This is a genomic window from Plantactinospora sonchi (genome assembly GCF_036422035.1).
GTDB lineage: Bacteria > Actinomycetota > Actinomycetes > Mycobacteriales > Micromonosporaceae > Plantactinospora > Plantactinospora sonchi.
Genome location: NZ_JAZGQK010000027.1, coordinates 140876 through 154490, shown reverse-complemented (window position 1 = coordinate 154490; position 13615 = coordinate 140876). Strand labels below are relative to the sequence as shown.

Below are 13615 nucleotides of genomic sequence, written 5' to 3'. Positions count from 1 at the left end.
CCGGCTCCGCACGCCTCGCGGAGCCGGCCCGACCGGCGTGGGGTTGTCGCGTGGTCAGCTACGGGTGGACCACTGCTGGTTCTGTTGTCCGTTGCACGCCCAGAGGATGAGTTTGGTGCCGTTGGCGGTGGCGGCACCGTTGGCGTCCAGGCAGAGCCCGGACTGGACGCCGGTGACGGTGCCGTTGGCGTTGACGTTCCACTGTTGGTTGGTGCCGCCGTGACAGTCCCAGATGATCGCCTGGGTGCCGTTGGCGGTGCCCGCGCCACTGGCGTCAAGGCACTTGTTGCCGTACACCTGGAGTTGTCTGGCGGCGGTGTAGGTCCAGCGTTGGGCGGTGTTGCCGACGCAGTCCCAGAGTTGTACCTGGGTGCCGTTGGTGGTGGTGCCGTTCGGTACGTCGACGCACCGGCCGGACTGGCCGCCCACCACCTGGACGTTCTGCTGCGGGTTGCCGCCACCGGCCGGGGCGTAACCGGCGGCGTTGATGTTGGCCTGGACGGCGTTCTCGGTGGCCGCCGACGGGAAGCCGGAGGTCAGCACGCCCTCGAAGAAGGTGCCCCGGCCGGTGATGCTGTTGTCGCCGCCGATGCCGAGCAGGATGGCCCCCTCCTTCTTCATCGGGTGATAGCCGTTCGGACGCGGCCCGTCGAAGTAGGTCGTCAGGCTGCCCGACTGTGCGTTCCCGCCCCGGATCGCCCAGTGGTTCGGCTCGCCCTTGACCATGGCCGTGACGAAGCGGTGGTTGATCGACGGAATGTTGTTGTAACCCGCGTTCACCCCGGAGAAGAGCCCCCACTCCAGGTCGGCCATGATCCAGGGGCCGCTACCTGCGCCGAACCCCCACTGCTTGTTGGCGCCGAAATAGACGGTTTCCATGATGGCAGGCTCGTCGGCCAGGTTGTTCGTCTGCGCGTTGCCGTAGTCGAAGCAGCACCACTGGTTGTAGTGGGTGCCGTCGACGACCGCGTAGATGCCCTCCGGCTGGTCGCCGGTCGCGACACCGTTGGTGTTGTTGTTGCGGTAGCCGGTACCGGGCGCGATGTAGACGCCGTACGCCTTCTGCCCGCCGACGGTCACCGGCGCGGCCTTCGCGTCGGCGAGGTTGTCCCAACCGCCGGGAGCGGGGCCGGGAAAGTGCCCGGGGGGCGCCTGGGTGAGGCGGTTGTTCCGGCCGGACTGGTCGTAGATGATCGTGATGACGCAGCTCGTGTTGGCACAGAACGAGTCCTGGGTGGCGGCGTTGGCGTAGCCACCGGCGCTCAGCACACCGACGTCCCGGGTGGTGTTGTCCGACGAGCGCCGGACCTGGTAGAGCGGGCCGTTGTACGCGCCGTACAACGCGCGGGTGGTGCTGTGCGCCGCCACGCACGGCGTGCCACCCGAGGCGTAGATGTCACACGGTCCCGAGACAGCGGCCCGGGCGCCCGGCGGGTCCGAGACCACGTAGGCCCCGGCGCCGACGGCGAGAACCAACGAGACCCCTGCCGCCGCCATGAGACGGCTCAGCCTTCTCTTCACGTTGATCAGATCCTTCCGGCGTGTGGTGGCGCGGTGCGGTGACGGCGGGTCAGGGCTCAGCGTCAGCGGTAGCCGGCGGACACCACGTTGGCCTGCACCGCGTTTTCGGTCGCGTCGGACGGATATCCGGCGACCATGGCCCCTTCGTAGAAGGTGCCGGCGCTCAGGTTCGCGCCGCCGTCGGGCTTGCAGCAGTCCCCGCCACTGCCCAGGATGATCGCGCCCTGCTTCTTCATCGGGCTGTATCCCGGCGGGAGTGACCCGTCCCAGAGCGTGTAGAGGCTGCCGGACTGGGCGTTGCTGCCCTTGATCGCGAAGCGGCTCGTGCCGTTGTTCTTCAGCGTCGCGGTCACGAACTTGCTGGTGAAGGCGCGCTGGTTCGGGTTCCAGGAGCTGCTTCCGCCCGGGAACAGGCCCCACTCCAGATCCGCCTGCACCCAGGGGCCGGTGCCGGAGCAGCCGCCGAACCAGCACTGGGTGCCGAAGTTGATGGCGTCCATCGCCCCGGCGGCGTCGGCCTTCCTCGTCGTCTCGCTGTTGCCGTAGTCGAAGCAGCAGCCGCTGTTGACGTGGGTCCCGCTGGTCACCATGTACATGCCCTCGGGAGCGGCGCCGGTCGGCACTCCGGTCAGGTGTCCGTCGCGCCAGTAACTGTTGCCGGGGTTGATGTAGAGCGAGTACGCCTTCGCGCCGCCCACGGTCAGAGACTCCGAGGTGGCGATCGCCGGCCTGCTCTGCGGCGAACCCGGCACCACGCTCGAACCCTGGTACCAGAGGTCGTTCCCGCGCCCGGACTGGTCGTAGACGACGGTGATCACGCAGGTCGTGCCGGCGCAGAACGAGTCCTGGGTCGCCGCGTTGGCGGTGCCGCCCGCGCCGGTGAGCCCGATGTTGCGGGTCGTGTTGTCCGACGAGCGTCGGACCTGGTAGAGGTTGCCGGCGTACGCCGCGTAGAGCGCCCGGGTCGTGCTGTGGGCCGCGATGCACGGGGTGCCGCCGGAGGCGTAGATGTCGCACGGACGCGTTCCGGTCGGCGGCGGGGTGGTCGGTGAGCTCCACTGCTGGTTGGCGCCGCCGTGGCAGGCCCAGAGATGGATTTTGGTGCCGTTCGTCGTGCCGTAGGCGCTGGCGTCGAGACACAGCCCGGAGTGCACGCCGGTGATGGTGCCGTTGCTGTTCACGTTCCACTGCTGGTTGCTCTGGCCGTTGCAGTCCCAGATGATCGCCAGGGTGCCGTTGGCGGTGCCCTGGCCGGAGGCGTCCAGGCACTTGTTGCCGTACACCGTGAGTTGCCTGCTCGCCGTCCAGGTCCAGGTCTGGCCGGCACCGCCGTGACAGTCCCACAGTTGGGTCTGGGTGCCGTTGACGGTGCTGGCGTTGGGTACCTCGAGGCAGCGCCCGGATGGCGTACCGACGATCGGGGTGCTCTGACCGACCACGATGGCAGCGGTCGAAACGGGTGCCGCGGCGGCGGTGGACTGTGACGTACCCGGTGTGGCGCCGACACCGACGAGCAGGCCGGCCAGTACACCGGCCAGGGCGGTCAGACGTCGGGCGCGACGGTGTCCCGGGACGAGGGTGCGGGCTCTTCCTGGCCCACGGGAGGACGGAATTCGCACGGGATGGCTCCTCGGAGTCATGGCGGGTGTGGGGGCTTGTCCACGCGCCCACCGGTGGTGGTGTGGTGCCCGGTGCATCGACGCACGGCGGTCGTCGGAGCGGTGGGGCGGGGAGACGCGCTGGCCGTTGGGCGGATGTCAGCGCGTCCGTCCCCTCGTGACGCCCTACCGCCCCAGGATTCGCCAGGTCTGGTTCAACGGACTGCCCTGGCCGGTCGCCCTGCAGGTCCACTGGTGTACCGGGGCCCGGGCCGCCGTGGAGACCGTGCTGACGTCGACGCACTTGCCGCTGTGTCGGGCGACGAGTTGGTAGTCGTGTGGGTCGTTGCCCGCGTACGTCACCCTGCGGAGGCTGAACTGCTGGTTGAGGCCGTTCAGGCAGGTCCACTGGTGCACGGCCGCGCCGTCGGCGGTGGACACCCCGCTGACGTCGAGACACTTGCCGCTCTGCTGGTTGACCACCGTGTACGTGTTGGCGACGCCGGCGACCGGGCGGAAGTTCCAGAGCTGCTGGTCGCCGCCCTCGCAGTAGTACTGCTGTTGGACGGTGCCGTCGGCGGTGCTCAGGCCGGGGTTGTCCAGGCACTGCTGGGAGTGCTGGGCCACCACCACCGACTGGAAGCCGCCCTCGGACGGCGGCAGCAGGGTGACGGTGTAGGTGTCGCTCTGGTTGGTGTACGGCAGGGACACGGTGATGTTGTTGTTGGAGAGCGTGACCACACTGTTCGAGACCGTGACCGGGCCCTGCACCGCACCGCCGCCGTTGTACGGGATGCGCTGGGTGAGCACCCGCACCTGGTTGTTCTGCACGACGCCACTGGTCGTGTCCAGGCGTTGCAGGTTGACGGTCAGGTTCCCGGTGGTACGACCACCGCCGACCAGGACCTTCGCCACGCCGGTCGCCTTCGTGGCGAACGCGTCGTACGACTGACTGGGGGTCACCGCGACGATCTGCCCGGTCTGGGAGGCGTAGTAGCGGTAGGCCCACCACTCGCCCTTCGGCTGGTGCTGGCCGGCCGAGTTGCGGACCAGCAGGTTGCCGAGGTCGTTGTGCAGGTTGCCACCGCCGGCCCAGTTGGCCCGTAGGCCGTCCGCCCGGGCCCGCTCCAGCCGCGCGATGTACCAGGCGCCGTCGGCGGGGTTCTGCTCGTCGGGCGCGCCGTACTCGTTGATCTGGTACGGCCGGGGGTGGGCGATACCGCGCGGGTCGAGAGTGGCGTTGGCGGCGGCGACGTTGGCGACCGGGTCACCCGGCAGCGAGTGCCAGCTGATGATGTCCGGCACCGTGTTGGTCGAACGGACGAAGTCCAGGTACTGGTTCCAGAAGGTGTGCGTGGTCGACGGTACGCAGGCGCAGCTCGGCCCGACGATGAGCTGGTTGGGGAACTCCGCCCGGATCCGCTGGTAGGTGCGCCGCCACAGTTCGAGGTACTGGGAGATCGGACGGTTCCAGAAGATGGTGATGTTGGGTTCGTTCCAGATGTCCCACTGCACGCTCAGCCCGGAGGCCCGGACGTCGTTAATGACCCGGGTCAGGAAGTTGTCGTAGTCGGTCCAGTTGCCGTTGTCGCCCGGAAAGCGGGAGATCCCGGCACCGTCCGCGCCCCACAGGTCGTGCGGCAGCAGGATGAACTGACCGCCCAGGGCGACGGTCCGACGGGCCTGGGCGAGAGTGGAGTTCCAGCGGCGGTCGTAGGTCCCGCCGACCCAGCCACTGCCCGCCAGCTGCGCGCCACCGGCGCGCATGTACCGGAAGTTGACGTCCCGGTAGAAGTGGTCGGCCGGACCGCTGGCGTTCTCGGTCATGCCGTAGATCCAGCCGGACGCGCGGTACGTCGGCGTGCCGTTGGTGGTGGCGAAGTTCACGCTGATCGACTCGTCGGCGGCCTGTGCGGGCGCGGCGACGGTGACCGCGGCGGTGGCGGCGAGCAGGCCGACGACGAGTCGGGCGACGAGCGCGGGGGCTCGTCCTGGCCTGCCGCGGGACGGGGCTTTCACGGGCGGCTCCTTCGTGGGGCGCGGGGGACGCTCTTCGGAGGCAACGCTTGCGAATCGATTCGCAGGGATCGTAGGACCGGGCACTGAACCATGTCAATGAAATGACGAGGGGGTGACGACGACGTTTCCCAGCACTGCCTTGACGCGCCTGATCGCCCCTTGACCGGTGCGCGTGGACAGTCCTATCTTCGGCCGAACCGATTCGGCGAATCGGTTCGCCTCATGATCGGACCACGTTCGACCCCGCGACGGTCACCACCCCACACACACCCCAGCTGACGATCGACTTGAAGTGAGGCAGCAGATGACACGAATCAGTCGTCGACGGCGTCTGGCCGTCGTCGCGGTGATAGCGCTCGCCACGGCCGCAGCGACTGCCTGCTCGTCGTCCGCCGACGACCCCTCCGACGGCGGCGGCGCCTACCTCGTCTGGGACCCGTACCCGCAGTTCGCCGACGACTCGGAATGGGTCGCGCTGCTCAAGAAGTGCGGAACCTCGGCGGGAGTGACGGTCGAGCGGACCGGCTACGACACCACCGACCTGACCAACAAGGCACTGCTCGCCGCCCAGCAGGGAAACTCGCCGGACGTGCTGATCGTGGACAACCCGGTGATCTCGACACTGGCCGAGGCCGGCGCGCTCACCACCACCGAGGAGAACAAGCTTGACGTCTCGGCCATGGAGACCAACCTGCTCGGCGCCGGCCAGAGCGACGGCAAGACGTACGGGGTGCCGATCGGGGCGAACACCCTCGCCCTCTACTACAACAAGGACCTGCTGACCGCCGCCGGCGTCGATCCGGCCTCGATCAAGGACTGGACGTCGCTGACCTCGGCGCTGACCCAGGTCAAGGCCAAGGGCAAGAAGGGCATCACCTTCTCCGCGATCGGCACCGAGGAGGGCAGCTTCCAGTTCCTGCCCTGGTTCTGGGGGTCCGGGGCGCAGCTGACCGGTCTGGACTCACCACAGGCGGTGTCCGCGCTGACGCTGTGGACCGACTGGCTCAAGCAGGGCCACGCCCCGAACTCCGTCATCAACAACACCCAGACCACGAGTTGGCAGGAGTTCGCCACCGGCGACTACGCGTTCGCCGAGAACGGCACCTGGCAGCTGGCCAACGCGGAGAAGCTCGGCTTCGCGTACGGCACCATCCCGATCCCGGCGAGCGCGGGCGGTCCGGCGCCGGCCCCCACCGGCGGCGAGTTCGTCTCCATTCCGGCGCAGGAGAAAACCGACCGGTACGCGACGTCGCAGAAGCTGGTCGCCTGCCTGACCAGCGCCGACAACCTCCTCACCACCGACACCACACTCTCCTACGTCGCACCCGTCGCCTCCGTTCAGGAGCGGCAGGCGGCCACGGACCCGAAGCTCAAGGTATGGGTGGAGGCGGTCCGGGCGGCCAAGGGTCGTACCGGTGACAACCTCGGCACGAAGTACCCGAAGATCTCCGAAGCCCTCTGGACCGCGGTGCAGGCCGCCCTCAGCGGCGGGAAGTCGCCGCAGGAGGCGTTGACCGCCGCGCAGGCCGCCGCCTCGACCAGGTAAGCGCGCCGACCCCACACCATGCGCACCACGACCCGGACCTCCAGCACCGCACGAGACCAGGGTGGGACGGCGCCCGCCGCCCCACCCGGGCCTCCCCCGTCCCGCGTCCGCCGGCCCGACCGGTGGCTCGCCTGGGGCTTCCTCACCCCGGTAACCGTCTACCTGCTGGCCTTCTACGCCTACCCGCTCTACCGCAACGTCGAGCTGAGCCTGCGCGAGTACACCGTTCGCTCGTTCGTGCAGGGCGGCGCACCCTTCGCCGGCCTGGACAACTACCGTACCGTCCTGGCCGACCCGGCCTTCTGGCCGACGCTGACGCACACGCTGCTCTTCACCGCCGCGTCGCTCGCCTGCCAGTTCACCATCGGCATGGCACTGGCGCTCTTCTTCCACCAGCACTTCCCGCTGTCGCGCACACTGCGGGCGCTGATCCTCGTGCCGTGGCTGCTGCCGCTGATCGTCTCGGCGTCGACCTGGTCGTGGCTGCTCAACAGCGACTCGGGGCTGGTCAACGCCGCGCTGGGCGTCGTCGGGATCGACCCGGTGAACTGGCTCACCTCGCCGGGCTGGTCGCTCACCTCGGTGATCATCGCGAACATCTGGATCGGCATCCCGTTCAACCTGGTGGTGCTCTACAGCGGCCTGCAGGCGATCCCGGTCGAGGTGTACGAGGCGTCCGCGCTCGACGGCGCGACGGGCTGGCAGCGATTCTGGTCGATCACCCTTCCGATGCTGCGCCCGGTCTCCGCGATCACGCTGCTGCTCGGGCTGATCTACACGCTGAAGGTCTTCGACATCATCTGGATCATGACCAGGGGCGGCCCAACCGACTCCTCCGCCACGCTCGCCACCTGGTCGTACCGACTCGGCTTCGGCAACCTGCTGCCCGAGTTCGGTCCGGGTGCGGCCGTCGGCAACCTGCTCATCGTGATGGCCCTGATCGCCGGGCTCGGCTACATCCGGATCCAGCGGAGGCAGAACCAGCGATGACCACCTCCACACCACGGGTCTGGTGGAAGACCGCCGTCGGCCTGGTGCTGACCGGGCTGATGCTCTTCCCCGTCTACTGGATGATCAACGTGTCGTTCACCCGGGACCAGGACATGCGGGCCAGTCCCCCACACCTGTTCCCGACCAACGGCACGCTGGACGGCTACCGGGCCGTACTCGACCAGCAGTTGCCGTACCTCGGCACCAGTTTCCTGGTCGGGCTCGGCACCGTGGCGCTGACCGTGGCGCTGGCGGCCCCGGCCGGATACGCGCTGGCGAAGCTGCGGCCACCCGGCGGCTCGGCACTGAGCTTCGTGCTGCTGATCGCGCAGATGATCCCGGGAATCATCATGGCGATGGGTTTCTACGCCATCTACCTCAGCCTGGGCGTCCTCAACACCGTGCCGGGCCTGATCCTGGCCGACTCGACACTCGCGGTGCCGTTCGCCGTGCTGATCTTCACGGCCTTCATGTCCGGAATCCCCGACGAACTGTTCCAGGCCGCCGTGGTCGACGGCGCCGGTCGGCTGCGCACCTTCTGGTCGATCGTGCTGCCGGTCAGCCGCAACTCGGTCGTCACGGTGTCCCTGTTCGCGTTCCTGTGGTCCTGGTCGGACTTCATCTTCGCCTCGACCCTGGCCGGAGGCGGTGACCACCGGCCGATCACCCTCGGCATCTACCACTACATCGGCAACAACAACCAGCAGTGGAACGCCATCATGGCCACCGCTGTCGTCGCCTCCATCCCCGCCACCGTGCTGCTGGTCCTGGCCCAGCGGTACGTCTCGACGGGCGTCACCGCCGGCGCCGTCAAGGACTGACCACCCGAACCAGAAAGGCACCCGCCACCCATGACCGTCGCCCCGTCCGGTCCGGAGTTCTCCATCCAGGACATCCCGTTCAGCTACCGAGGATCCTGGCTCAACATCTCCCCGGTGGTAGCCGAGAAGACGTACGCCGACGACCTGCACCTGGTCTCACACCAGACCGGGCTGCACCCGGTACTGCGCCTCGCCCCCGCCGTCGCCGGCACCACGGTCGTCGCCACACCCGCGCTGCTGAGCTGGCAGACCGGAGCCGGCCGGATCGAGGCCGTCTACGACGGACCGGACACCCTGCGGATCCGGGGTCGGCGGCTCGGCCTACGGGTGGCCGCGGCCCAGCGCACCCTCACCCCGTTCAGCGGCACCTACCTCTACCTCGACCCGGTCGACGAGTCACACGTGTTCACCTCGTACGAGACCGGGCGCCGCTACCGGATCACGGTGCTCTCCGGCGCCCTCGACCGGGCCGAGGGCGTGCAGGCGCTCGGTGCCGCGGAGCGTTTCCTCGACCTGCCCGGCGACCAGCCGTGGGAGATCGCGATCGAGGAGTACGCCACCGCCCGCCGGCCGTACGCCGGATCCGTCACCTTCGAGCAGTTGTGCCAGGAGCGGAGCACCGAGTTCGGCACGTTCGTCGACGCGGTCGCCCCCTGGCGCGGTACGGAGACCCCGAGCGCCGAGCTGGCCGCGTACGTCCTGTGGTCGGCCACCGTCGCCCCGGCGGGCTTCCTCACCCGGCCGGCGGTCCTGATGTCGAAGCACTGGATGGACAAGGTGTGGAGCTGGGACCACTGCTTCAACGCGATCGCCCTGGCGGCCGGCGATCCGGAACTGGCCTGGCACCAGTTCCACCTGCCCTTCGACCACCAGGACGGGGCCGGCGCCCTGCCCGACTCGGTCACCCACTCGGAGGTCCTGCACAACTACGTCAAACCGCCGATCCACGGCTGGGCGCTGCGCCACCTGCGCCGACGCCTTCCCGCGCCGCCGGACCGGGCGGCGCTGGCGCAGACGTACGACCGGTTGGCCCGCTGGACCGGGTTCTGGCTCGACGCGCGCCGAGCCCCCGGCCACGACCTGCCGCACTACCAGCACGGCAACGACAGCGGCTGGGACAACGCGACCACCTTCGACGACGACCGGGTCCTCGAGACCGCCGACCTCGCCGCGTTCCTGGTCTCGCAGCTGCGCTGCCTGGCCGAACTCGCCGCCGAACTGGGCAAACCCGCCGACCGGTGGGCTCGGGAGGCCGACCGGATCCGCACGGCCATGCTGCGGGACCTGTGGGACGGTGAGCGCTTCAGCGCCCGCAGCCCGCACACCGGCCGCCGGCGGGCGAGCCGCAGCCTGCTCGACCTGATGCCCGTCGCCCTCGGGGCCGACCTGCCCACCCCGGTCGCCGCCGTACTGGCCCGGGGCATCGAAACGCACCTGACCACACACGGGCTGGCCACCGAGCCGACGGACTCGGCCCACTACCTCGCCGACGGCTACTGGCGGGGGCCGATCTGGGCGCCCTCCACGCTGCTGGTCGAAGACGGCCTGCGGCGGGCCGGGTACACCGGGCTCGCCGACGACATCAGTCAACGCTTCCTGGCGCTGTGTGAGAAGTCCGGCTTCGCGGAGAACTTCGACGCCGAAACCGGTGCCGGGCTCCGGGACCGCGCGTACACCTGGACCGCCAGCAGCTATCTCATCCTCGCCGCCGCCCAGGAGGAGCGGCGGGTCACGGGCGGACAGCCGGACCGGTAGCGCCGGATGGGGAGCCTCGACCCACGGTCACCGGGCCCTGGCCCGAGTCATCAGGGCCGGGTCAGCGGGACCGGACCGGACCGGTGCTGGAACGCAACGAGATGGGCGGGCTGTACAGGCGGTGGCGTGGCACGGCCCCGGGCGCGGCGATGATCTCCAGTAGCAGTGACACCGCCTCGGCGCCCATGTCACCCGTCGGAACATCCGCAGCGGTCAACGGCGGGCGGAACTCCTCGGCCCAGTGCCGCGCGGCGACCCCGGTGACGGAGAAGTCGACCGGCACGGACAACCCGGCGCTGGTCAGCGCACGCTGCATTCCGGGCAGCGCGGCCTCGTTGATGGTGGCCACCGCCGTGACCTCCGGATGTGTCGCGAGCAACTGCTCCACGCACGTCTCGCCGGAGGTCGTGTCGTCGCCACAGCAGACGTCGACGCCGGTCAGGCCGCGCTCCGCCACCGCTGCCCGGAAACCGGCCAGCGCCCGATGGCTGGGGCCGTAACCCGCGGCCACCAACTCGGCGGAACGGTTCACCAGGGCCACCTGCCGATGCCCCAGATCCGCCAGGTGGTGCACGCAGCGGGCGATCAGCCCGGAATAGTCGATGTCTATCCAGCTCATGCCGTGCGGGTCGGCGGTCCGACCGATCGTCACGAACGGCAGGCCCGCCCTGGCCAGTCGGGTCACCCGGTCGTCCTCCAACCGGATCTCCATCAGGACCACCCCGTCTACCCGGCGCCCGGTGACGATCCGCTCGAACGACCGGTCGTGGTCACCACCCGACGGGGACAGCAGCACGTCCAGGTCGTGGCGGGCGGCCGCCTCGACGACACTGGCGACGAAACCCAACTGCATGTCGGTCAACCGTTGGCTCGCGGGAGGGATCACCAGCCCGAGGGTCCGGGTACGCCCCTCCTTCAGAGCACGGGCGCTGGCGTTCGGCCGGTAGTCCAGCTCGTCGATGACTGCCTGGATCCGCTGCCGGGTCGCCTCGGACACGGTCCGCTTTCCGCTCAGCACGTAGGACACGGTGCTGCGGGACACCCCCGCCCGGCGGGCGATCTCCCCGATGTTCATCGCACCGCCCTCGAATCGATTCTTACCCCGACACAGGGACGCATCATCCTGTTGAAGGAGCATAGTCGTCCGGCATCTCGGCCCTGACCAAGAACGTTCCCGACCGCCACGGATGAACCGCGACAACCCGGCAACCGGCGACGACGATCCGGAGGCGGACGTCAGGCGGGCGCTGACCGGGGCCGGGACGGCCCGTGCCAGACTTCCGGGATGGTGATCCACTATCCGCAGCCGCTCCGTCCCGGTGACCGCGTCGGGGTCACCTCCCCGTCCAGCGGCGTGGGAGAGAAGCTGCGCCAGCGTCTGGCGGTGGCGGTCGGCACGGTCGAGTCACGCGGCTACCAGGTGGTCATGGGTGAGTGCATGGACGGCTCGCGACACGTCAGCGCACCGGCCGCAGAACGCGCCGTGGAACTGACGGCGATGCTGACCGACCCCACGGTGAAGGCCATCGTGCCGCCGTGGGGCGGGGAGACCGCCATCGACCTGCTACCCCTGCTCGACTGGGACCGGATCCGCGCGGCCGAGCCCACCTGGCTGGTCGGGTTCTCCGACATGTCGACGATCCTCACCCCGCTGACCCTGCTGACCGGGACCGCGACGCTGCACGGCAACAACCTGATGGACACCCCGTACCGGGCTCCGGAGGGGCTGCTGTCCTGGCTGGACATCGTCACCATGCCAACGGGCAGCGAATTCGTCCAGACCCCGCCCGGCCGCTACCGGGCCAACGGCTTTGTCGACTACCAGGACTTTCCCGAGGTAAGCGAGTTCACCCTGGACGGGGTCGGTGCCTGGCGCCGGCTGGACGACAACGGTGACGTCGAGGTCCAGGGACGCCTGATCGGCGGCTGCATCGAGACGCTGTGCAACCTGATGGGTACGCCGTTCGGCGACGTGTCGACCTTCGCCCGCGACCACGCCCCGGAAGGGCTGATCGTCTACGTGGAGGCGTCCGGCGACGACGCGTACACGATCTGCCGGAACCTGCACGGGATGCGGCTGGCCGGGTTCTTCGATGCCGCGAACGCCGTCCTCGTCGGCCGGACCTCGGCGCCGGACGCGGCCACGCTCAGCCAGCACGAGGCCGTCCTGGACGCGCTCGGACCGCTCGGGGTGCCGATCATCGCCGACGTCGAGTGTGGACACGTGCCGCCGTACCTGCCCCTGGTCAACGGAGCCCTCGCCCGCGTCGTCCGTACGTCCACCCGCCAGGAACTCGTGCAGACGCTGGCGTAGCTCCCCGGCTTTGAACGTTGATCGGGTAATCCGTCGAGTCCGAGCATCTGTCGGGCAGGCTGTCTCCCAGTACTTGTCTGGGGAGGTGGTGGCCGCGGGCAGACGGCTGGAGGGTATTCGTCCGACAGGTGTCGATGGCCGAGGGGCAGCGGTTGCAGCGGATCACCAGGACCGCGAAGGACCCCGTGAAGCTGCGTCCGGCGGTCGTGGTGCTGATGTCCGCCCAGGGCCAGCCGGCGCCGGACATCGCTCACCTGCTCAAGGTGACTGAGGACTACGTGCGGGACGTGCAGTGTTGGCGGAACCACTCCCCGCTGCGAAGACCGGCGACGGGGAGTGACCCAATTCGCCGCCGAGCGCACTGACAAGATCTTGTTTTGGCATTGACATCTTGAATTCCTGGCCCAGCAAGCCCTGCACGCTGGGCCACTTCTTTGTCAGGGGCATGAACAGTACAAAAAGAGATGGGATGGTGGTTCTTGATGCAGACCTCCAACAACCCATAGAGACGCGGCCCTAGAAGAGGGTTTCCTGCCCATCAATCTGCTGTTCCCGTGACGTCTCAACTTTGACCTCGGCGAACCGATCCGGTGTTCGGTCGTAGTAGCCCGGTGCGGCCACCAGAGCGGATTGAAAGAACATCCCCTCGAAGTCCTCAGGATCATCTGGCACCCCCGGCCGCCACAAAGCGAGGAGGAGCTCGGGTGCGACGACTGCGGCGCCATTGTCCTCTATCACCACGCGTGCAACTGTCGCCAACCTCTTCATCACCACATCAGCAGGTAGTTCGAAGAGCGAGATGCCCTGAAAGAGGACCACCACACCCGCCGAGGGCCGCCAGACCTCCACCACCTCCACAAACCCTGCACGATCTTGGCCAACGGAGAGCGCCAAGCCCGATTCATAGCTGAAATAGCCCGCGTTCACCCACTTGCCCGGTTGCGGTGGCTGGTAACCATCCACCTCTCGAAGCAGATGCTCCGCTTCAGAGAACGACATACCCAATGTGATCGGTCCGACGGAGCGCGGCGGATCCAGAACAAGTTCCATG

General features: G+C 68.8%; 10 protein-coding genes. 5 read left to right on the top strand and 5 right to left on the bottom strand.

All coding sequences use genetic code 11. The features are described from left to right. Positions 1-54: 54 nt before the first annotated feature. From V1633_RS28515 to V1633_RS28505, 3 genes are all read right to left on the bottom strand, one after another. Positions 55-1497, bottom strand: a complete 1443-nt coding sequence (locus V1633_RS28515) for an arabinofuranosidase catalytic domain-containing protein (RefSeq protein ID WP_407952122.1) — start codon at positions 1495-1497, stop codon at positions 55-57. Between the two features lie 86 nt (positions 1498-1583). Then, complete coding sequence (locus V1633_RS28510) at positions 1584-3140, bottom strand: arabinofuranosidase catalytic domain-containing protein (protein ID WP_331217363.1); 1557 nt, start codon at positions 3138-3140, stop codon at positions 1584-1586. Between the two features lie 165 nt (positions 3141-3305). Continuing rightward, the gene (locus tag V1633_RS28505) at positions 3306-5138 is read right to left on the bottom strand and encodes an RICIN domain-containing protein (RefSeq protein WP_331217362.1); all 1833 of its coding nucleotides are present in this window, start codon (positions 5136-5138) and stop codon (positions 3306-3308) included. A 304-nt stretch (positions 5139-5442) separates the two neighbouring features. Between V1633_RS28505 and V1633_RS28500 the strand changes: the two genes are divergently transcribed. From V1633_RS28500 to V1633_RS28485, 4 genes are read left to right on the top strand one after another with little or no spacing between them, the layout of a single operon-like run. Then, complete coding sequence (locus V1633_RS28500; protein ID WP_331217361.1) at positions 5443-6684, top strand: sugar ABC transporter substrate-binding protein; 1242 nt, start codon at positions 5443-5445, stop codon at positions 6682-6684. Positions 6685-6702: 18 nt separating this feature from the next. After that, positions 6703-7674 (top strand): carbohydrate ABC transporter permease, encoded by a 972-nt coding sequence (locus V1633_RS28495; protein WP_331217360.1) that lies wholly within the window; start codon positions 6703-6705, stop codon positions 7672-7674. Further along, entirely contained in the window at positions 7671-8495 is an 825-nt protein-coding gene (locus V1633_RS28490) for a carbohydrate ABC transporter permease (RefSeq protein WP_331217359.1), read from the top strand. The genes V1633_RS28495 and V1633_RS28490 overlap by 4 nt, the downstream gene beginning before the upstream one ends. A 30-nt stretch (positions 8496-8525) precedes the next feature. Continuing rightward, entirely contained in the window at positions 8526-10250 is a 1725-nt protein-coding gene (locus tag V1633_RS28485; RefSeq protein ID WP_331217358.1) for an amylo-alpha-1,6-glucosidase, read from the top strand. Positions 10251-10311: 61 nt separating this feature from the next. On the opposite strand, the gene V1633_RS28480 is transcribed toward V1633_RS28485, so the two are convergent. After that, on the bottom strand, positions 10312-11325 hold the full coding sequence (locus V1633_RS28480; RefSeq protein ID WP_331217357.1) for a LacI family DNA-binding transcriptional regulator: 1014 nt from the start codon (positions 11323-11325) through the stop codon (positions 10312-10314). A 210-nt stretch (positions 11326-11535) separates the two neighbouring features. Between V1633_RS28480 and V1633_RS28475 the strand changes: the two genes are divergently transcribed. Beyond that, on the top strand, positions 11536-12564 hold the full coding sequence (locus V1633_RS28475; protein ID WP_331217356.1) for a S66 family peptidase: 1029 nt from the start codon (positions 11536-11538) through the stop codon (positions 12562-12564). 516 nt (positions 12565-13080) lie between these two features. On the opposite strand, the gene V1633_RS28470 is transcribed toward V1633_RS28475, so the two are convergent. Beyond that, on the bottom strand, positions 13081-13614 hold the full coding sequence (locus V1633_RS28470; RefSeq protein ID WP_331217355.1) for a hypothetical protein: 534 nt from the start codon (positions 13612-13614) through the stop codon (positions 13081-13083). Position 13615: the final 1 nt, after the last annotated feature.